Origin of the sequence: uncultured Azohydromonas sp., from assembly GCF_937926365.1 — a bacterium.
Lineage (GTDB): Bacteria > Pseudomonadota > Gammaproteobacteria > Burkholderiales > Burkholderiaceae_C > Azohydromonas.
Genome location: NZ_CALAOH010000179.1, coordinates 11827 through 31253 on the forward strand (window position 1 = coordinate 11827; position 19427 = coordinate 31253).

General features: G+C 69.5%; 18 protein-coding genes and 1 riboswitch. Of the genes, 12 read left to right on the forward strand and 6 right to left on the reverse strand.

The genetic code is table 11. The annotated features are described in order from the left end of the window. Positions 1 to 108 precede the first annotated feature (108 nt). The gene (gene phaP / locus Q0741_RS19260; RefSeq protein WP_298234812.1) at positions 109 to 675 is read left to right on the forward strand and encodes a TIGR01841 family phasin; all 567 of its coding nucleotides are present in this window, start codon (positions 109 to 111) and stop codon (positions 673 to 675) included. A gap of 203 nt (positions 676 to 878) precedes the next feature. On the opposite strand, the gene Q0741_RS19265 is transcribed toward phaP, so the two are convergent. Continuing rightward, positions 879 to 1802, reverse strand: coding sequence for a patatin-like phospholipase family protein (locus Q0741_RS19265; RefSeq protein ID WP_298234813.1), 924 nt, complete (start codon positions 1800 to 1802; stop codon positions 879 to 881). Between the two features lie 249 nt (positions 1803 to 2051). On the opposite strand from Q0741_RS19265, the gene Q0741_RS19270 reads away from it, so the two are divergent. From Q0741_RS19270 to Q0741_RS19300, 7 genes are all read left to right on the forward strand, one after another. After that, complete coding sequence (locus tag Q0741_RS19270; RefSeq protein ID WP_298234814.1) at positions 2052 to 3767, forward strand: nitrite/sulfite reductase; 1716 nt, start codon at positions 2052 to 2054, stop codon at positions 3765 to 3767. 29 nt (positions 3768 to 3796) lie between these two features. After that, positions 3797 to 4303: a DUF934 domain-containing protein gene (locus tag Q0741_RS19275; RefSeq protein WP_298234815.1), complete on the forward strand. Its 507-nt coding sequence runs from the start codon at positions 3797 to 3799 to the stop codon at positions 4301 to 4303. Positions 4304 to 4308: 5 nt separating this feature from the next. Beyond that, positions 4309 to 5037, forward strand: coding sequence for a phosphoadenylyl-sulfate reductase (locus Q0741_RS19280; RefSeq protein WP_298234816.1), 729 nt, complete (start codon positions 4309 to 4311; stop codon positions 5035 to 5037). A 16-nt stretch (positions 5038 to 5053) separates the two neighbouring features. Beyond that, positions 5054 to 5815: a uroporphyrinogen-III C-methyltransferase gene (cobA, locus tag Q0741_RS19285; RefSeq protein ID WP_298234817.1), complete on the forward strand. Its 762-nt coding sequence runs from the start codon at positions 5054 to 5056 to the stop codon at positions 5813 to 5815. Positions 5816 to 5890: 75 nt separating this feature from the next. Next, complete coding sequence (gene fdxA, locus Q0741_RS19290) at positions 5891 to 6214, forward strand: ferredoxin FdxA (RefSeq protein WP_298234818.1); 324 nt, start codon at positions 5891 to 5893, stop codon at positions 6212 to 6214. Positions 6215 to 6226: 12 nt separating this feature from the next. Next, positions 6227 to 7333, forward strand: coding sequence for an NAD(P)/FAD-dependent oxidoreductase (locus tag Q0741_RS19295; RefSeq protein WP_298234819.1), 1107 nt, complete (start codon positions 6227 to 6229; stop codon positions 7331 to 7333). A 140-nt stretch (positions 7334 to 7473) separates the two neighbouring features. Continuing rightward, positions 7474 to 7575: riboswitch (TPP riboswitch) on the forward strand. Positions 7576 to 7622: 47 nt separating this feature from the next. Continuing rightward, a complete protein-coding gene (locus Q0741_RS19300; protein WP_298234820.1) occupies positions 7623 to 9788 on the forward strand; it encodes a TonB-dependent siderophore receptor in 2166 nt (721 codons plus the stop codon). Positions 9789 to 9822: 34 nt separating this feature from the next. Here Q0741_RS19300 and Q0741_RS19305 read toward each other — a convergent pair whose 3' ends face one another. The 4 genes from Q0741_RS19305 to uvrC all read right to left on the reverse strand — a co-directional run bounded on the left by Q0741_RS19305 (position 9823) and on the right by uvrC (position 13836). Then, on the reverse strand, positions 9823 to 10671 hold the full coding sequence (locus Q0741_RS19305; RefSeq protein ID WP_298234858.1) for a DMT family transporter: 849 nt from the start codon (positions 10669 to 10671) through the stop codon (positions 9823 to 9825). Positions 10672 to 10715: 44 nt separating this feature from the next. Next, the gene (gene pgsA, locus Q0741_RS19310; RefSeq protein ID WP_298234821.1) at positions 10716 to 11282 is read right to left on the reverse strand and encodes a CDP-diacylglycerol--glycerol-3-phosphate 3-phosphatidyltransferase; all 567 of its coding nucleotides are present in this window, start codon (positions 11280 to 11282) and stop codon (positions 10716 to 10718) included. A gap of 66 nt (positions 11283 to 11348) precedes the next feature. Continuing rightward, the gene (locus tag Q0741_RS19315; protein ID WP_298234822.1) at positions 11349 to 11804 is read right to left on the reverse strand and encodes a hypothetical protein; all 456 of its coding nucleotides are present in this window, start codon (positions 11802 to 11804) and stop codon (positions 11349 to 11351) included. A 43-nt stretch (positions 11805 to 11847) separates the two neighbouring features. Next, complete coding sequence (gene uvrC / locus Q0741_RS19320) at positions 11848 to 13836, reverse strand: excinuclease ABC subunit UvrC (RefSeq protein ID WP_298234823.1); 1989 nt, start codon at positions 13834 to 13836, stop codon at positions 11848 to 11850. A gap of 36 nt (positions 13837 to 13872) precedes the next feature. On the opposite strand from uvrC, the gene earP reads away from it, so the two are divergent. The 3 genes from earP to mnmC all read left to right on the forward strand — a co-directional run bounded on the left by earP (position 13873) and on the right by mnmC (position 17627). Then, complete coding sequence (gene earP / locus Q0741_RS19325; protein ID WP_298234824.1) at positions 13873 to 14910, forward strand: elongation factor P maturation arginine rhamnosyltransferase EarP; 1038 nt, start codon at positions 13873 to 13875, stop codon at positions 14908 to 14910. Between the two features lie 110 nt (positions 14911 to 15020). After that, a complete protein-coding gene (gene efp, locus Q0741_RS19330) occupies positions 15021 to 15575 on the forward strand; it encodes an elongation factor P (RefSeq protein WP_298234825.1) in 555 nt (184 codons plus the stop codon). A gap of 87 nt (positions 15576 to 15662) precedes the next feature. Next, on the forward strand, positions 15663 to 17627 hold the full coding sequence (gene mnmC, locus Q0741_RS19335; protein WP_298234826.1) for a bifunctional tRNA (5-methylaminomethyl-2-thiouridine)(34)-methyltransferase MnmD/FAD-dependent 5-carboxymethylaminomethyl-2-thiouridine(34) oxidoreductase MnmC: 1965 nt from the start codon (positions 15663 to 15665) through the stop codon (positions 17625 to 17627). A gap of 51 nt (positions 17628 to 17678) precedes the next feature. Here the strand turns inward: mnmC and rpiA are convergent, their stop codons facing one another. Beyond that, positions 17679 to 18338, reverse strand: a complete 660-nt coding sequence (gene rpiA, locus Q0741_RS19340) for a ribose-5-phosphate isomerase RpiA (protein ID WP_298234827.1) — start codon at positions 18336 to 18338, stop codon at positions 17679 to 17681. A gap of 41 nt (positions 18339 to 18379) precedes the next feature. Between rpiA and Q0741_RS19345 the strand changes: the two genes are divergently transcribed. Continuing rightward, positions 18380 to 19417, forward strand: coding sequence for a quinone-dependent dihydroorotate dehydrogenase (locus Q0741_RS19345; protein WP_298234828.1), 1038 nt, complete (start codon positions 18380 to 18382; stop codon positions 19415 to 19417). Positions 19418 to 19427: the final 10 nt, after the last annotated feature.

The following is a 19427-nucleotide window of genomic DNA, read 5'->3' on the forward strand; positions in this document are numbered from 1 at the left end:
CTGCAGCAAAAAGTTCTTGCGTGCAGGAACGATGCCCCTATACTTGCACCCATGCTGCACTGCAGCAAAAGCTCCTCCCCCTTCCCTCAACCCCTGTCGGAGACTGAAATGCTGAACGCCGAACAATTCATCGCTGCCCAAAAGGCCAACGTCGAGACCGCTTTCGGTCTGGCCAACAAGGCTTTCGAAGGCGTGGAAAAGGTTGTCGAACTGAACGTGCAGGCCGCCAAGTCCGCGCTGAACGACGCCGCCGAGAACACCAAGGCCGCCCTGTCCGCCAAGGACGCCCAGGAGCTGCTGTCGCTGCAAGCCAGCCTGCTGCAGCCCGCCACCGAGAAGGCCGTGGCCTATGGCCGTCAGGTGTATGACATCGCCGCCGCCACCAACGCCGAAGTGGGCAAGGTCGTCGAAGCCCAGCTGGCCGACCTGCAGAAGAACATCCTGGCCGTCGTGGACAGCGCCGTGAAGAACGCCCCGGCCGGTTCCGAGAACGCCGTTGCCCTGGTGAAGTCCGCCGTGGCCGCCGCCAGCAACGCCTACGAAAGCGTGCAGAAGGCCGCCAAGCAAGCTGCCGAAGTGGCCGAGTCCAACTTCCAGGCCATGACCACCAGCGCCGTCAAGGCCTCGCAAGGCGTTGCCGCCAACGCCAAGGCTGCCGCCAAGCGCGCTGCCTAAGCACTGACCGCTTGGTCAACCTTGATGCGCGGCCGGGCGCCAGCCCGGTTGACGAGGCGGTTTCGATGCCGCCGCCAAAGGTTGTCTCCTCGGTACCTGGGGAAAGTGGTTTCAGGGTACCTTCAGCCCGGCGCCCGCCGGGCTTTCTTTTTGGTCGCCGCCGGGCAGCCACGGAGAAGCCGGCCTTGCGCCGGCTTTGTCGCTTATTGGCTCTGCATCGCGATGCGCTGGCGCAACTGCGGCAGCAGCGACTGCGCTACCTCGCGCCCGGCCTGGATGGCGCGCTTGCGCGCGGTGAAGTCCGCGCTGCCCACGCCGTCGAGCCGCGGGCGCAGCACCAGGTCCGCTTCTTTGAGCTCGAAGGTGTTGATGCTGCGGCCCATGATGGAAAAGGTCTGCAGCAGCATGCGCATGGCGTCGCCCGTGGGCTGCCCGTCGGGCGGGCTGGTGATGTCCACCGCCACCACCAGCTCCGCGCCCATCTGGCGCGCGAAGCGCACCGGCACCGGCGACACCAGGCCGCCATCGACGTACTCGCGGTTGCCGATGCGCACCGGCTGGAACACCGCCGGCACCGCGCTGGAGGCACGCACCGCCGTGGCCGTGTCGCCACGCTGGAACAGGATCGGCGCGCCGCTGTCGAGGTCGGTGGCCACGATGCCCAGCGGCAGCTTCATCTGCTCGATCGTCTTGGCGCCGGTGTGCTCGCGCACGTAGCGCGCCAGGGCCTCGCCGCGCAGCAGGCCGCGCCCGGGGTAAGCCCAGTCGGTGATGGCCGACTCGTCCATCGCCAGCGCCAGCTCGCCCAGTTGCCGGCCGTTGAGCCCGCTGGCGTAGAGCGCCGCCACCAGACTGCCCGCCGAGGTGCCGACCACGAGGCTGGGGCGGATGCCGGCCTCCTCCAGCACCTGGATCACGCCGATGTGAGCAAACCCCCGCGCCGCGCCGCCGCCCAGCGCCAGACCGATGCGCGGCGGGTCACGCGGCACCGGCAGCTTGACGGGCGCAGACCCTGTCGGCCCAGAGACGATCGGCGGCGGAACGTTGGTGACGACGGTGGGCGGAACGCTCTGGCAGGCCGCCAGGGCGAGCAGCGGCAGCAGGCTCAGCAAATGCCTGCGCCGCATGAAAGAGCTTCTGCACATGAGGACGGATTTTAAGAAGCCCCCACTGCAACACCCAGGCACAAGCTCACAGCTACACTTCCTTATAAGCAAAGAACTTTTCTGTTCTTCCTTAATATAAGGCCAGTTCCTACAGTTCAGCTTCGAGCAGCGTGTTACGCCTGCACAACATCTGAATTCCGGGCCAGTCAACTTCCGTACGCGGGGCAGCACGCGGCGCGGACAGCCATCGGAAGAAAGCGATCCACCGAGATGTACAAGTACACCGAATTCGACCGTCAGTTCGTGCGCGCCCGCGCTGCGCAATTCCGCGACCAGCTTGAGCGCAACCTGCGCGGCGAGCTCGGGGACGACGAGTTCCGTCCGCTGCGTCTGCAAAACGGCTGGTACATCCAGCGCCACGCGCCCATGGCGCGCATTGCCGTGCCCTATGGCGAGCTCAGCAGCCGCCAGCTGCGCCAGCTCGCGCGCATCGCGCGCGAGTACGACCGCGACTACGCGCACTTCACCACGCGGCAGAACTGCCAGTACAACTGGATCCCGCTGCACCAGTCCGCCGAGGTGATGGAACTGCTGGCCGAAGTGGACATGCACGGCATCCAGACCAGCGGTAACTGCATCCGCAACATCACCACCGACGCGCTGGCCGGCATCGCGCCGGACGAGGTGGTGGACCCGCGCCCCTACGCCGAGGTGCTGCGCCAGTGGAGCACGCTGCACCCCGAGTTCGCCTTCCTGCCGCGCAAGTTCAAGATCGCCATTACGGGCGCCGCCGAGGACCGCGCCGCCATCCAGTGGCATGACATCGGCCTGCAACTGGTGAAGAACGAGGCCGGCGAAGTCGGCTTCAAGGTGTTCGTGGGCGGCGGCATGGGCCGCACGCCGGTGGTGGCGGCGGAGATCAACGCCTTCGTGCCGTGGCAGCAGATCCTCGTCTACATCGAGGCCATCGTGCGCGTCTACAACCGCTACGGCCGCCGCGACAACCTCTACAAGGCCCGCATCAAGATCCTGGTGAAGGCCGAGGGGCAGAAGTTTTTCGACGCCGTCAACGAGGAGTTCCGCAAGATCCTGGAAGTGGACGCCGAGGGCGCCGCGCACCTGATCCCGCTGCGCGAGCTCGAGCGCGTTTCTGCCCACTTCACGCTGCCCCAGGGTGTGCGCCCGGCGGCCGGCGGCTTCCAGCCCGGCCGCTACGGCGACCAGCAGCAGGCCTTCGCCCGCTGGCTGGAGCGCAACGTGCACGCGCACAAGGTCAGCGGCTACCGTGCCGTGACGCTGTCGCTCAAGCGCGTGGGCCAGGCTCCCGGCGACACCACCTCGGCGCAGATGGAGGCCGCAGCCACCATGGCCGACCGCTACTCGCTGGGCGAGCTGCGCGTGACGCACGACCAGAACCTGCTGCTGCCCTGGGTGCGCGAGGCCGACCTGTACGCCGTGTGGCACGCCGCCAAGGACGCGGGCTTCGCCGTGCCCAACATCGGGCTGCTCACCGACATGATCGCCTGCCCCGGCGGCGACTTCTGCGCCCTGGCCAACGCGCGCTCCCTCCCCATCGCCGCGGCGATCACCGAGCGCTTCCAGGACCTGGACGAGCTGTGGGACATCGGTGACATCGATCTGCACATGAGCGGCTGCATCAACTCCTGCGGCCACCACCACAGCGGCCACATCGGCATCCTCGGCGTCGACAAGGACGGCAGCGAGTGGTACCAGATCACGCTGGGCGGCTCCGACGGCTCCGCGCTCTCGGGCAAGACGCAGGCGGGCAAGGTCATCGGTCCGTCCTTCGCCGCCGACGAGGTGCCGGACGTGATCGAGGCGATCATCGACACCTATCGTGCCCAGCGCACCGAGGGCGAGCGCTTCATCGACACCGTGCGCCGCCTGGGAATCGCCCCGTTCAAGACCGCCGCCGACGCCGTGCGCAGTGCCACCGCCGTGCGTGGCGAAGCCGTGCCTGCCTGACAACAAAAAGCCTTCGGAAGTTGGACCCCATGAAATTCATCGATTCCCAGAACGACCGCTGGCAGCAGGTCCAGGGCGAGGACGGCCCGCAGTCGCACCCCACGCCCGCGCCGCACCGGCTGCTGACGCTGGAGCAATGGCACGCCGTGCGCGCGGAGTGGCCACAAGGCGTGGCCGTGGGCGTGATGCTGCCCAACGATGCCGAGGTGGAAGACCTGGCCGAGGACCTGCCGCGGCTGGCGCTGGTGGCGCTGAAGTTCCCGAAGTGGGTGGACGGCCGCGCCTACTCGCAGGCGCGCCTGCTGCGCACTCGCTACGGCTACAAGGGCGAGATCCGCGCCACCGGCGAGGTGCTGGTGGACATGCTGCCGCTGCTGCAGCGCACCGGCTTCGACGCCGTGCAGCTGCGCGGCGACCAGAAGGTCGAGTCCGCGCGCCGCGCGCTGGACTTCTTCGGCGGCCACTACCAGGGGGACACGGTGCATCCGCAACCGCTGTTCGCCCGCCACGAATCGCAGCCTTACGTCCGGAGCTGATTGCCATGAGCGCCATCGACCTGCACGCCCGTCCCAGCGCCGATTTCGAGTCCAAGGTCGCCCGTGCCCTGGACCTGCTGCGCGACGCCGCCGAGCGTTTCCCCGGCCGCGTCGTGCTGGCCAACAGCCTGGGCGCCGAGGACATGGTCCTGACGGACCTGATCGGCCGCCACCAGCTGCCCATCGCGCTGGGCACGCTGGACACCGGCGTGCTGCACGCCGAAACCCTGGCGGTGCTGCCGCGCATCCGCGAGCGCTACGGCATCGAGGTCGAGGTGTACCGCCCGGTGCAGGAAGCCGTGATCGAGTTCGTGGGCCGCCACGGCGAGCGCGCGATGTACGAGAGCGTGCAGCTGCGCAAGGGCTGCTGCGGCGTGCGCAAGCTGGAGCCGCTGTCGCGCATGCTGGCCGAGCGCGACGCCTGGATCACCGGCATGCGCCGGGAGCAGTCGGACAACCGCGGCAACGTCCCGTTCGAAGACCAGGACGACAAGGGCCGGGTGAAGTTCAACCCGCTGGCCGACTGGACCTGGGGCGACGTGTGGCACTACATCAAGCTGCACGACGTGCCCTACAACGCGCTGCACGACCAGTTCTTCCCCAGCATTGGCTGCGCGCCGTGCACACGGGCCATCTCGCTGGGCGAGCCTTTCCGCGCCGGTCGCTGGTGGTGGGAAGACGAGTCGGCCAAGGAATGCGGGCTGCACGTCAAGCAGAGCCCGCTGCCGGCCTGAGGCGCGGCTTGAGCTGATGGGCCGGGTGGTCTTCATCGGCGCCGGCCCCGGTGCGGCGGATCTCATCACCGTGCGCGGCGCGCAGCGGCTGGCCGCGGCCCAGGTCGTGCTCTACGACGCGCTCACCGATCCCGCGCTGCGCGAGCTCGCGCCGCGGGCGCAGTGGCTGGACGTGGGCAAGCGCGGCTACCGTGACAGCACCGGCCAGGCGCGGATCAACGCGCTGCTGGTGGAGCAGGCGCAGCGGCATTCGCTGGTGGCGCGGCTCAAGGGCGGCGACCCGAGCATCTTCGGCCGGCTGGAGGAAGAGCTGCTGGCGCTGCGGGCCGCAGGCATCGAGTGCGAAGTGGTGCCCGGCGTGACGGCGGCGATGGCGGCGGCGGCGGCGACGCAGCGGCCGCTCACGCGCCGCGGTCGCGGGCGCAACGTGAGCCTGAGCACGGCCATGACGCGCGCGGGCACGCTGCGCGCCAGCCGCAGCGCCGATACCGAGGTCTTCTACATGGCTGGCCAGGCGCTGGCGGCGCTGTCGCAGCGGCTGCTGGACGCGGGCTGGCCGGCCGACGAGGCCGTGAGCGTGGTTTCGGCCGCGGGCACGGCTGAAGAGCGGGCCAGCGCGCACCGCGTGGATACGCTGGCCGAGGCCGCCGCGCTGCACGCGGGCCGGCCCACGGTGGTGATCGTGGGCGCGGGCGCGGCGGTGCTGGATGAAATCGAAACCGCTGCCGCCGGCGCGCTTGATGTAGCGCAGGTTTCAGTGGAAACCCCCAGGGCTTAAAATCATTGTTTTTCCGAATTTCGCGGCGGCCATTCCGTTTCGGCCGTGCGTTCAACCCCTCCTACTCCAAAAGTCATGACCCACGTCGTCACCGAATCGTGCATCCGCTGCAAGTACACCGACTGCGTCGATGTGTGCCCCGTGGACTGCTTCCGGGAAGGCCCGAACTTCCTGGCGATCGACCCGGACGAGTGCATCGATTGCGCGGTCTGCATTCCCGAGTGCCCGGTCAACGCCATCCTGCCCGAGGAAGACGTGCCGGCCGACCAGCAGCAGTTCATTGCGCTGAACGCACAGCTCTCCAAGCAGTGGCCCAGCATCACCAAGCGCAAGGAGCCGCTGCCTGATGCCGAGGAGTGGAAGGACCGCACCGGCAAGCTGCCGGAACTCAAGAAGTAATCCGTGACGACGATGGAACCCCAACTGAACGACGAAGTCGCCAAGACGGCGGCCGGCCACGACGGCCCGATCGAAACCGATGCCGTGATCGTGGGCGCGGGCCCCTGCGGCCTGTTCCAGGTCTTCGAGCTCGGCCTGCTGGAGATCAAGTGCCACATCATCGACTCGCTGGCCTACCCCGGCGGCCAGTGCATCGAGCTGTATCCGGACAAGCCGATCTATGACATCCCGGCCGTGCCGATGTGCACCGGCAAGGAGCTCACCGACAACCTGCTCAAGCAGATCGAGCCCTTCGGCGCGACCTTCCACCTGGGCCAGGAAGTCACCACGGTGCAGAAGCAGGACGACGGCCGCTTCTTCGTCGAGACCAGCAAGGGCACCAAGTTCCTGACCAAGACGATCTTCATCGCCGGCGGCGTGGGCTCGTTCCAGCCGCGCACGCTCAAGGTCGAAGGCCTGGACGCCTTCAACGACAAGCAGGTCTTCTACCGCGTCAGGAACCCCGCCCAGTTTGCCGGCAAGAACCTGGTGATCGTGGGCGGCGGCGACTCGGCGCTGGACTGGACGCTGAACTTCGCGCAGGACGGCCCGAACAAGGCCGAGAGCGTCATCCTGATCCACCGCCGCGACGGCTTCCGCGCCGCGCCGGCCTCGGTGGCCAAGATGAAGGAGCTGTGCGACGCCTACGAGATGCAGTTCATCGTCGGCCAGATCACGGGCATCGAGACCAGCGCCGACGGCCAGACGCTCACGGGCGTGAAGGTCACCGGCGGCGACGGCGTCACGCGCGTGGTCCCGATGGACATGCTGCTGGTGTTCTTCGGCCTGTCGCCCAAGCTCGGCCCCATCGCCGACTGGGGCCTGGCCCTGGAGCGCAAGCAAATCGTCGTGGACACCGAGAAGTTCCAGACCAGCGTCCCGGGCATCTTCGCCGTGGGCGACGTCAACACCTACCCGGGCAAGAAGAAGCTGATCCTGTCGGGCTTCCACGAGGCCGCGCTGGCCGCCTTCGGCGCCGTGCCCTACATCTTCCCGGAGAAGCGCGTGCACCTGCAGTACACGACCACCAGCCCCAAGCTGCACAAGGTGCTGGGCGTGGAAACGCCGGTGTTCGACTGAGCCGCCTGCCGCAGGCTCAATCCAGCAAAGGCCCGCAGCGCGGGCCTTTTTCGTGGGCGCAAGCGATGGCCGCATCGCGCCTGGGGCCGTCCGTGGCCCGCGAGCCACAGGGAGCGCGGAAGCCGCCGCGATAATCCGGGCTTCTTCGCTGGGGGTGCTGGGCCGTCTGACGGCCCGGCTGAGAGAGACCCCTTGAACCTGATTGAGGTAATCCTCGCGCAGGGAAGCTTCCGGATGCCGCGGTCCTTGCGGCGGCCGTGCGGCCCTGTCGCGGCACCGCTGTACACCGATGGCCCATTGCACCCACCCGCGCACCCTGTTCGCGCTGTCTCCCCTGGCCGCCGCGGCCGCCCTCACGCTGGCGCTGCCCGCGCTGGCGCAGGACGCCGCCGCACCAGCCTCCGACACGGCCACGCCGACCACCACCATCACCGTCACCGGCCGCACCCCGGCCCCGGCGGTCAGCGGCTTCGGCAATGAACCGCTGTCGTCCACGCCCATCAGCGCGCGCGTGCTGGGCGAGGCGCAGTTGCAGGACACCGGCGCGCGCGATCTGCGCGACATCACGCGGCTCGATGCCTCCTTCTCCGACGCCTACAACCCCGAGGGCTACTACGGCAGCCTGAGCGCGCGCGGCTACGTGCTGGACAACCGATTCAACTACCGGCGCGACGGGCTGCCGATCAACGGCGAGACCGTGATCGGCCTGGAGAACAAGGCCGGCATCGAACTGCTCAAGGGCACCAGCGGCATCCAGGCCGGCACCAGCGCGCCCGGCGGGCTGGTGAACTACACGGTCAAGCGCCCGGACCGCATCGTGCGCAGCGCTTTCCTGGGCTGGCGCGAGAACGGCACCGTGGCGGCCGGGGCGGACCTGTCGCAGCGCTTCGGCGAGGACGAGCGCTATGGCCTGCGCCTGAACGTCGCCGGGGAAAGGCTGCGTCCGCAGACCTACAGCCTCCACGGCGAGCGCCACCTGCTGGCCCTGGCCGGCGACGTCAAGCTCACGCGCGACACGCTGCTGGAAGTGGAGGTCGAACACGGCCGCCAATCGCAGCCCAGCGTGCCGGGCTTCAGCATGCTCGGCCCGGTGGTGCCGGACGCGCACGGCATCGACCCGCGCATCAACCTCAACAACCAGCCCTGGTCGCAGCCGGTGGTGTTCAACAACAACACCGCCTCGGTGCGGCTGACACAGAAGCTCGAAGGCGGCTGGAAGGCGACGGCGCATGCGATGACGCAGCGGCTGAAGACGGACGACCGGCTGGCTTATCCGTATGGCTGTACGCAGGCCGACGGCACCTACTGGGAAGACCGTTACTGCCCCGACGGGACTTTCGATCTCTACGACTACCGCAGCGAGAACGAGCACCGGCGCAGCGACGCACTGGACCTGGCGCTTTCCGGGGGCTTCGCTACCGGAAGCGTCGAACATCAGCTCACGGCCGGCGTGCTGTTCACGCGTTTCAAGAGCCGCCTGCAGAACCAGGCCTACAACTACGCCGGTCTCGGCAGCATCTACGGACCGCTGCCTACCACGGCCAATCCAATGGCCGAAGATCCCAACACCAACCGCGACGAGCGCTCCACCGAGTTCTACGTGCGTGATGCCATCCAGCTCACCGAACGCTTGAGCGGCTGGCTGGGCCTGCGCCATACCAGGCTGTCGCGCAGCGGCATCGACACCGACGGCGCCGTCACCACGCTCCCTTACGACCAATCCTTCACCACGCCCTGGGCTGCGGTGAGCTATGCCTTCGCACCGCAGCACCTGGTCTATGCCAGCTGGGGCCAGGGCATCGAGTCGTTCGTGACGCCGAATCTGCCCGAGTACAGCCGTCCTGGTGCAGCACTGCCCGCGCAAAAGAGCCGCCAGACCGAGATCGGCGTCAAGGGCCGTGGTCCGCTCGATGTGCAGTGGTCCGTGGCGGCCTTCGACATCGACCGCCCGGTGGTGACCGACACCGGCGAGGACTACTTCGTGGACGGCAGCCAGCGCCACCGCGGCCTGGAAGCCGTGCTGGAGCGCCGTGCCGGTGCGTGGCAATTCGCTGCCAGCGCCATGGCGCTGCGCGCCCGCTACGAGGACGGCGTCGACCCCACCCGCAACGGCCTGCGCCCGCCCAACGTCCCCTCGCGCACCCTGCGCCTGATGGTCGGCCACGACGTGGGCGCCCTGCCCGGCCTGAACCTGCAGGGCTGGCTGGTCTACGAAGGCGACCGTACGCTGCAGCCCGCGGCGGACAGCCCGCGCATCGGCGGCTGGACGCGCGTGGACCTGGCGGCGCGCTACACCCAGCGCCTGGACGGCAACACGCAGCTGACCTGGCGCGCCGGCGTGGACAACCTCTTCGACCGCCGCGCCTGGCGCGAGTCGCCCTACCAGTACGGCCACATCTACCTGTACCCGATGGCGCCGCGCACGCTGCGCGCGTCGGTACAAGTGGATTTCTGAACCCGGCCGTCCCGCGCGGCCCGGGAACGCGCCTTCAGCGCCCCGCGCCGCGCACCACCAGGCTCACGCCCAGGGCAGTGAGCGCCATGCCCGCCAGCACCACGGGGCCCAGCGGCTCGCCGAAGAGCAGCCAGGCCAGCACCGCGGTGCAGGGCGGCACCAGGTACATCAGGCTGGTCACGCGCGTGGCGGCGCCGCGCTGGATCAGCAGGTACAGCAGCGAGCTCGCGCCCAGCGTCAGCGCCAGCACCGACCAGGCGAGCGCGCCGATCAGCTCCTGGTGCCAGCGCATGCCCTCGCTCTCCAGCGCCGCCAACGGCAGCGACACCGCCAGCGCCGCGGCGAGCTGCACGAAGCTGGCCGTGCGCACGTCGCAGGCCTGCACGAAGCGCTTCTGGTAGAGCGTGCCGGCGGTGATGCACAGCAGCGCACCGACGGACAGCGCCAGGTTCAGCCCCGTTACCTCGCCGGTGCCAAGCTTGCGCCACACCACCAGCAGCAGCCCCAGGAAGCCCAGCAGCAGTCCAAGCCACTGGCGGGCGCTGGCGCGCGCCTCCTGGCCGCTGGTGCTCACCCACAGCGCGGTGAGCACCGGCTGCAGGCCCACGATCAGCGCCACCGTGCCGGCCGGGATGCCGGCCTTCACGGCGGCCCACACGCCGCCCAGGTAGCCCGCGTGCATCAGCACGCCCGTGACCGCCAGGTGCAGCGCCTGTGCGCCGTTGCGCGGAAAGGCCGGGCGGGTGACGGCGATCCACAGCCCGAAGGCCAGCACCGACAGCGCATAGCGCCAGCTCAGGAAAGTCAGCGGCGGCGCGTGCGGCATGCCGTAGCGCGCCACCACGAAGCCGGTGCTCCAGATCAGCACGAACACCGCCGGCATGGCGCGCAACAGCGCGGTGCCGGACACCGCCGGCGTCGAGGCGCTCAACGTGCGCGGGCGCGGATCTCGGGCAGCGCCTTCTGCAGGTAATAGACCATCGACCAGATGGTCAGCACCGCGGCCAACCAGATCAGCACCGTGCCCCAGAGGTGCGTGTCGATCACCTGCAGCAGCCGCCCGTCGTACAGGAGGAAGGGGATGGCGATCATCTGCACCGTGGTCTTGAGCTTGCCCACCATGTGCACCGCCACGCTGCGCGAGGCGCCGATCTGCGCCATCCACTCGCGCAGCGCCGAGATGGCGATCTCGCGGCCGATGATCACCAGCGCCACCAGGGCATCGACGCGGTCGAGCTGGACCAGGATCAGCAGCGAGGCACAGACCAGGAACTTGTCGGCCACCGGGTCCAGGAAGGCGCCGAAGGCGGAGGTCTGGTTGAGCCTGCGCGCCAGCCAGCCGTCGGCCCAGTCCGTGAGCGCGAAGACGATGAAGAGGACCGTGGCCACCAGGTTCTGCGTCGTGGGCTGCAGCGGCAGCTCGTACACCGCCACGATCAGCGGTATGGCCACGATGCGGGCCCAGGTCAGCAGGGTGGGCAGGTTGAAGAACATCCCGGCATTGTGCCTGCTGCGCAACGCCGGCCCGGCCTGCCGGCCGGGCCGGCAGGCGCGAGGCACTCACTGGTCGAGGATGCGCGGCTTGAAGCGGCGGTCGTCGTTGAAGAGGAAGACCTCGCTGAACTTCCACGGCCGCGGCAGGTGCGACACGTCGCCGAAGGGCGCCGCGCGCTTGACCGCGTCAATGGCCAGCTGCACCGTGTCCTTGGCTTGGCGAGGCACACGCTGCACGTGGATGTTGCGCACGCTGCCATCGCGGTTGAGCTCGATCTCCAGCACCGGGATGGCCAGCAGCGGATCGGGCACCTCGCCGGTGTAGGACAAGTCCGGGTTGGCCGCCACCAGGCGCAGCGCAGCCTGGATCTTGTAAGAGGTCCAGTCCCCCGGCCGGGCCGGCTTGGGCAGCGTCGCCACGGCGGGCGAGGCCGCGGGCGGCTCGATGGCCGCGGGCGACGTGGCCGGGATGTCGGCCGGCTTTGGCGGCGAGGGCGGTGTACTGCAGGCCCCCAGGCCCAAGGCGGTTGCGACAAGGGCCCACCAACGCAGTGGGCGTGGGGCTTCAGTGGAGCGCACGGTAGATCTCCTCCGCCAGATCCTTGGATATGCCTTCGACGCTGGCGAGTTCGTCGATGCTGGCTTGGGCCACGCCGCGCACACCGCCGAAGCGCTGCAGCAGACGGGCCCGTTTCTTGGGGCCGACGCCCGGGATGTCTTCCAGCCGGCTGCCACTGGTGCGCACGCTCGCGCGCCGCGCCCGCATGCCGGTGATGGCAAAGCGGTGCGCCTCGTCGCGGATCTGCGCCACCAGCATCAGCGCGGCGGAATCCGCGCCCAGATAGACCTTGGGCCGCCCGTCGGCAAAGACGAGCTCCTCCAGCCCGACCTTACGCCCCTCGCCTTTCTCGACGCCGACGATGAGCGACAGGTCCAGTCCCAATTCCTCGAAGACTTCACGCGCCATGCTGACCTGCCCGCGGCCGCCGTCCACCAGCACCACATCGGGCATGCGCGCGGTGCCGGCGGCCACGCCCTCGGCCAGCTTGCCGTAGCGGCGCGTGAGCACCTGGCGCATGGCGGCGTAGTCGTCGCCAGGCGTGATGCCGGTGATGTTGAAGCGGCGGTACTGGGCGCTTTGCATCTGGTGGTTCTCGAACACCACGCAACTGGCCTGCGTGGCCTCGCCGGCGGTGTGGCTGACGTCGAAGCACTCGATGCGCAAAGTGTCCAGGTCCTGCACTTCCAGGCTCAATGCCTCGGCCAGGGCAATGGTTCGCGCGCGTTGCGAGCCTTCCTGCGCCAGCAGCCGCGCCAGCGCCAGCTCCGCGCCCTGCTGCGCCATCTCCAGCCAGATGCGGCGCTGCTCGCGCGGCTGGTGCTGTGCACCAACCTTGAAGCCGGCGTGCTGCGACAGCGCCTCGATCAGCGCCGCGTCCACCGGGTGGCTCAGCACCAGCGACGGGGGCACGGCGCTGTCCAGGTAGTGCTGGGCAATGAAGGCCTCCAGCACGCGCACCTCCGGCTGCACGGGCGCGGCGCTCGCGCCCTCCTCGCCCTCGTCCTCGGCGGCGCCGATCACGGCGCCCTCTTCCACGTGCGCCGGGAAGTGGGCGCGATCGCCCAGATGCCGGCCGCCGCGCACCATGGCCAGGTTCACGCAGGCGCGGCCGCCCTGCACCTTCACGGCCAGGATGTCCACGTCCTTGCCGGCCGAGGAGGCGCTGTTCGCCTCCACCGACTGCTGCTGCAGCACGCGCGACAGTGCCTGGATCTGGTTGCGCAGCTCGGCCGCCTTCTCGTATTCGAAGGCCTCGGCGTGTTCCATCATCCGGCGCTGCAACTGGTCCAGCAGCTCCTGCTGCTCGCCGCGCAGGAAGCGCTCGGCGTTGTGCACGTCGCGTGCGTAGTCGTCGTCGCTGATCAGCCCCACGCAGGGCGCCGTGCAGCGGCGGATCTGGTAGAGCAGACAGGGCCGGCTGCGGTTGGCGAAGACGGTGTCCTCGCAGGTGCGCAGCCGGAACACCTTCTGCAACAACTGGATCGACTCCTTCACCGCCCACGCGCTTGGATAGGGCCCGAAGTAGCGGTGCTTCTTGTCCACCGCGCCGCGGTAGTAGGCCATGCGCGGGAAGCGGTGCGAGACGAGCTGCAGGTACGGGTAGCTCTTGTCGTCGCGGAAAAGGATGTTGAAGCGCGGGTTCAGCGCCTTGATGAGGTTGTTCTCCAGCAGCAGCGCCTCGGCCTCGGTGCGCACCACGGTGGTCTCCATCCGCGCGATGCGGTGGACCATCACGCCAATGCGCGTGCCGCCGTGGTCCTTCTGGAAATAGCTGGAGACGCGCCGCTTGAGGTTCTTGGCCTTGCCCACGTAGAGCACGTTGCCGGCGGCATCGAAGTAGCGGTAGACGCCTGGCAGCGCGGGCAATTGCGCCACCTCGGCCAGCAGCGCGGCACGGTTGGAAGCGGCCACGGCCTCGGCGTTGTCGGCGCTGCTTTCGGGCACGGCACCGGGCGCTACGGCGGGTTCTTCGGAAGGGAGGGAGGAACTCATGGAGGGCGTGATTCTGGCCCTTCCGATAATCGCGCCATGTTGTGGGACCTGTTCTGCCGTGTGATCGACAACCACGGTGACCTTGGTGTGGCCTGGCGGCTGGCGACCGATCTGGCCGAGCGCGGCGAGCGCGCGCGGCTGTGGGTGGACGACGCCTCGGCCCTGGCGTGGATGGCGCCCGAGGGCGCCGCGGGCGTGGAAGTGCTGCCCTGGCGCGGCGAGGGCGAGTTTCCGCCGCCCGGCGAGGTGGTGGTGGAGCTCTTCGGCTGCGACCCGCCCCAGGGCTTCGTTGCGGGCATGGCGGCGGCAGCCAGGCCGCCGGTGTGGATCAACCTGGAATACCTCAGCGCCGAGGACTACGTCGAGCGCTCGCACGGCCTGCCCTCGCCGCAGTTCAGCGGTGCCGGCGCCGGGCTGACCAAGCATTTCTTCTATCCCGGCTTCACCACCGCCACCGGCGGGCTGCTGCGCGAGCGCGGCCTGGCCCGGCGCCGCGCCGGCTTCGACCGCGCCGCCTGGCTGCAGGCGCAGGGCACGAGCTGGCAGCCGCGGGAACGCGTGGTGAGCCTCTTCTGTTACCGCCGGCACGCGGCGCTGTGGCACTGGCTCGCGGACCAGCCCACGCTGCTGCTGGCCACGCCGGGGGCGGCGCAGGCCGACATCGGCGAGTTGCCGCCCAGCGTGCGGCTGCACCGCCTGCCCTGGCTCACGCAGCGCGACTACGACCACCTGCTCTGGGCCAGCGATCTGAACTTCGTGCGCGGCGAGGACTCCTTCGTGCGCGCGCAGTGGGCCGGCGTCCCCTTCGTGTGGCAGATCTACGAGCAGTACGACGGCGTGCACGCCGGCAAGCTCGACGCCTTCATGGACCGCTTCCTGCTGCACGGCTGCGACGCGCATTTCAGCGCGCAGGTGCGCACGCTGTGGCTGGCCTGGAACGGCTTCGGCGACGCGCCGCCGGTCCTGCCCGAGGCCGCGCCCTGGTGCGCCGCCTGCGGGCGCTGGCGCCAAAGCCTTGAAAACCAGAACGATTTGACGAGCCAGCTCCAGGGCTTCGTGGTTGCCAAGCGGTAGAATCACGGGCTTTGCGCAACGGCCGCGTCGTGAGACGCAGCGTTCAATGCGCAGTACCAGGCAGCACCGAGCGCTCGATTCGTGCCGCCGCTCTCTTACGGAATCTCGCCATGAAACTCGCTCAGGAAATCCGCGCCGGCAACGTGATCATGCAGGGCAAGGACCCGATGGTCGTGCTCAAGACCGAATACAGCCGCGGTGGCCGCGGTGCTGCCACGGTCCGCATCAAGATGAAGAACCTGCTCAACGGCGGCGGGGCTGAAGTCGTCTTCAAGGCCGACGACAAGATGGACCAGATCATCCTGGACAAGAAGGAGTGCACGTACACGTACTTCGCCGATCCGATGTACGTGTTCATGGACGCCGAGTACAACCAGTTCGAGGTCGAGGCCGAGAACATGGGCGACGCCATCTCCTACCTGGAAGACAACATGCCGGTGGAAGTGGTGTTCTACGACGGCAAGGCCATTTCCGTGGAACTGCCCACCACCGTGGTGCGCGAGATCGAGACCGAGCCGGCCGTCAAGGGCGACACCTCCGGCAAGGTCATGAAGCCCGCCCGCCTCAAGGGCACCGGCTTCGAAATCGCCGTGCCGCTGTTCGTCGAGAACGGCGACAAGATCGAAATCGACACCCGCACGCACGAGTACCGCAAGCGCGTCTAAGACGCCGCGCGTTCCTCGCGTCAAGCGACTGGCAAGGGGCACTTCGGTGCCCCTTGTCGTTTCCGGACCCCGTTCCCCGCCCCAGCCATGAAGCGCTTCCCCGTCGTGCCGGCCCGCATCGAGTTCGATGCCCAGGGTGTGCCGCACGCGCCCGATTTCGGCGACGTCTACCACGCCCGCGCCGGCGCGCTGGCCCAGTCGCGCCACGTGTTCCTGCAGGGCAACGGGCTGCCGCAGCGCTGGCGCGGCCGGACGCGCTTCACCGTCCTGGAAACCGGCTTCGGCCTTGGGAATAACTTTCTCGCCACCTGGGACGCCTGGCGCGCCGACCCCGAGCGCTGCGCGCGGCTGCACTACGTCGCCATCGACCTGCACCCGCCGCGCCTGGACGATCTGCAACGCGCCCACGCCGCCTCACCGCTGCCGGCGCTGGCGGCCGAGCTGGTAGCCCACTGGCCACCGCTGAGCCCGGAGCTGCACACGCTGCACCTGGACGGCGGGCGCGTGCTGCTGCAGTTGGCCTGGGGTGATGCCAGTCAATGGCTGCCGCAGCTGATGCTGGAAGCGGACGCCTTCTACCTCGACGGTTTCGCGCCCGCGCGCAACGAGGCGCTGTGGAGCACCCACGTCTTCAAGCCGCTGGGACGGCTCGCCGCGCCGGGCGCCACCGCCGCCACCTGGAGCGTGGCGCGCCCGGTGCGCGACGGCCTGCGCTCGGCCGGCTTCGAGGTCGAGCGCGCGCCGGGCTTCGACACCAAGCGCGAGATGACGCGCGCCCGCTACGCGCCGGTGTTCGTGCCGCGCCGCACGGCCGGACATCCGCTCTCGGCCCGGGTAGCGCCGGATGCGCCGCGCACCGCCCTGGTCATCGGCGCGGGTCTGGCCGGCGCCGCCTGCGCGCAGGGCCTGGCCGCCGCCGGCTGGCAGTGCACGGTGCTGGAGCGCCACCCGGAGCCGGCGACTGAAACTTCCGGCAACCGCGGCGGGCTGTTCCACGGCGTGGTCAACGGCCAGGACGGGCCGCATGCCCGCTTCAACCGCGCCGCCGCGCTGCTGGCGCAGCGCAGCTACGCGCCGCTGATCGCCGCTGGCCGCATTCCCGGCCAGCTGGAAGGCCTGCTGCGCCTGGCCGGCGCCGACGCCGATCTGGGCGCCCTGCGCACGCTCGTCTCGGCGCAGGGCCTGCCGTCCGACTACGTACAGGTCCTCACCGCGGCCGAAGCCTCGGAGCACTGCGGCCTGCCGCTGCGGGAGCCGGCCTGGCTCTATCCCGGCGGCGGCTGGCTGCAGCCGGGCGCGCTGGTGCGCCACTGGCTGGACCGCCCCGGCATCACGCTGCGCACCGGCGTGCAGGCACATGCGCTGCGGCCCATGGACGGGGGCTGGTCCGTGCTGGATGGCTGCGGCCAGGAGATTGCGCAGGCCAGCGCCGTGGTCTTGGCGAATGCGGGACGAACTTGTACGTTGCTAGAACCGTTGATGGGCGACGCGCCGCGCTGGCCGCTGGGCCAGCAGCGCGGCCAGGTGACCATCGTGCCGGGCGATACGCCGGAACTGCGGTGCCCGCGCATCCCCGTCGCCGGCGGCGGCTACGCCCTCACGCTGAAGGACGGAAACCTCGTATGTGGCGCAACAGCCAGCCTGCACGATCCAGACCCCGCGCTGCGCGACACGGACCAGCAGTTCAACCTGCAGCGGCTGCGCCGCCTGGGCATCGAGGTGAATGCGGAAGAGGTGCCGCTGTCTGGCCGCGTAGGCTGGCGCACGCTGGCCGACGACCGGCTGCCCGTGGTGGGTGCGGTGCCCGTGCCGGGCGTATCCGCGCAGCGTGTGCGCGACCTCCCCCGGCTGCCGGGCTTGTACGTGTGCACGGCGCTGGCCTCGCGCGGTATCGGCTGGGCGCCACTGCTGGGCGAGCTGATCGCGGCCTGGGCTGGCGGCGGGCCCTTCCCGCTGGAGGCCGAGCTGGTCGAGGCGGTGGACCCGGCGCGCTTCAGCGTGCGCAGGGTGCGCAAGGCGCAGGCCGGGGCTGAAAGCGACGACGGCGCCTGAAGGCGCCGTCACTCGAAACTTCGGGCGGCACGGTCGCCGCCCAGGGCCGCTTTAGAAGGTCAGCGTCTTCACGCCCCCGGCCGTGCCCAGCAGGCAGACCTGCGCCTTGTGGCGGGCGAAGATGCCCACCGTCACCACACCGGGCCACTGGTTAATCTCGGTTTCCATCGCCAGCGGGTCGGTGATGCGCAGGCCTCGCACGTCGAGGATGGGGTTGCCGTTGTCGGTCAGCACGCCCGGGCGCAGCGTGGCCTCGCCGCCCAGGGCCTTGAAGCGGCGCGCGATCTGCGCCGCGGACATACCGATCACTTCCACCGGCAGTGGGAAGTTGCCCAGCACCTGCACCAGCTTCGATTCATCGGCGATGCAGACGAAGCGCTCAGCCAGATCCGCGACGATCTTCTCGCGCGTCAGCGCCGCGCCGCCGCCCTTGATCATGAAGCCGCCGTGGTCGATCTCGTCGGCACCGTCCACGTACACCGGGATGCGCTCCACCGTGGCCGCGTCCAGCACGGGAATACCATGGGACTTCAACCGCTCGGTGCTGCGCTCGGAGCTCGACACCGCGCCGGTGATCTGGTCCTTGATGCGGGCCAGTGCGTCGATGAAGCAATTCACCGTGGAGCCCGTGCCCACGCCCACCACGCTGCCGGGCACCACGTGCGCGACAGCGGCCTGGCCCACGAGGGCCTTGAGTTCGTCCTGGTTCATGGGCGCGAATTATCGGTGACACCGTTTGAGACAATCCGGGGATGTCCCTGGTCCCCTACGCCCTCACCCGCTCCTTCCTCTTCGGCATCGATCCGGAGCAGGCCCACGAACTCACGCTCAACACCATCGCGCGGCTGCAGAACACGCCCGCGCAGTGTCTGTGGTCGCAGCCGCGCGTGAGCGCGCCGGTGACGGTGGCGGGGCTGCGCTTCCCCAACCGCGTCGGCCTGGCCGCGGGGCTGGACAAGAACGGCCGCTGCATCGACGGCCTGGGCGCCATGGGTTTCGGGTTCATCGAGGTCGGTACCGTCACGCCCAAGGGCCAGCCGGGCAACCCGAAGCCACGCATGTTCCGCATTCCGCAGAAGGATGCGCTGATCAACCGCCTGGGCTTCAACAACGAGGGCCTGGCTTCGTTCCTGGCCAATGTGCAGCGTGCGAAATCCTTCCGCGCCGGCGGCGGGCTGGTGGGGCTGAACATCGGCAAGAACGCCGCCACGCCGATCGAGAACGCGGTCGATGACTACCTGATCTGCCTGGACGGCGTGTACCCGCATGCCGACTACGTGACGGTCAACATCTCCAGCCCCAACACCAAGAACCTGCGCGCGCTGCAGAGCGACGAGGCGCTGGACGCGCTGCTGTCGCAGCTGCAGGAGCGGCGCCAGGCGCTGCAGCGCCAGCACGGCCGCACCGTGCCCATGTTCGTGAAGATCGCGCCCGATCTGGACGAGGCGCAGGTGAAGGTGATCGCCACCACGCTGCGCGCCAACGGCATCGACGGCGTCATCGCCACCAACACCACGCTGGCGCGCGACGCGGTGCAGGGCCTGCCGCATGCGAATGAAACCGGCGGCCTCTCGGGCCGCCCGGTGTTCGAGGCCAGCAACCGCGTCATCGCGCAGCTGCGCGCGGCCCTGGGCAGCGGCTACCCGATCATCGGTGTGGGCGGCGTACTCAGCGGCGCCGACGCCAAGGCCAAGCTGCAGGCCGGCGCGGACCTGGTGCAGATCTACACCGGCCTGATCTACCGCGGCCCGGCGCTGGTGCGCGAGGCGGCGCAGGCGACGGCGGGCTGAGCGCCCGCAC